The following is a 515-nucleotide window of genomic DNA, read 5'->3' as shown; positions in this document are numbered from 1 at the left end:
CGAGGGCGATTCGTTGCTCCAGTTCTTGTGCGAACCCATCCACTCGCCCCAGCTCCAATGTCGAGTCCGCTGGGAGCCCGACCCGATCGCGTTCTGGGACGATCGATCCGTCCAGCACCTCGCCATCTCCGACGATCAGGAGCGCCGCGTCATGCACCACGCGGCCTTGAGAGGGGACGTGCTGCATTCGTCGAGCGGGGCTGGAGTGGGATCGATTCCGCGCAGCCTGACTGCGCTCCGGGCGAGACGGGACCCTCTGGAATCGTGAAGTGGTGGAGGCGGCGGGAATCGAACCCGCGTCCGAATCGCGTCCTTCGGACGCGTCTACGTGTGTAGTCTTCGCTTGATTTCGGGTGGGCCAGGAGAAAAGACGGCCCAAGCACACCCTAGCTCGACGTGATCTCGCTCCCGGATACGGCCGAGCAGCGCTCGGGAGCCAGTCTCCTCATTGCATCCGTGCCCCATTAGGAGACGTCATGGACGGATGTCGCTAGTTCCTAAGGGTTAGTTAGGCA

At 63.1% G+C, this 515-nt stretch carries 1 protein-coding gene and 1 other RNA gene; one reads left to right on the top strand and one right to left on the bottom strand.

Going from position 1 to position 515, the window contains the following annotated elements; translation table 11 throughout:
* A partial coding sequence (locus tag JNK74_30355) for a TauD/TfdA family dioxygenase (GenBank protein MBL7650471.1) occupies positions 1–268 on the top strand: 268 nt, incomplete at its 5' end.
* A 2-nt stretch (positions 269–270) separates the two neighbouring features.
* Here JNK74_30355 and ssrA read toward each other — a convergent pair.
* Positions 271–515: a transfer-messenger RNA gene (ssrA, locus tag JNK74_30350) on the bottom strand; the annotation flags it as partial.

It is taken from the genome of Candidatus Hydrogenedentota bacterium, from assembly GCA_016791475.1.
In the GTDB taxonomy this organism is placed as follows: domain Bacteria; phylum Hydrogenedentota; class Hydrogenedentia; order Hydrogenedentales; family JAEUWI01; genus JAEUWI01.
This window is presented reverse-complemented; position numbering and strand designations above follow the sequence as displayed.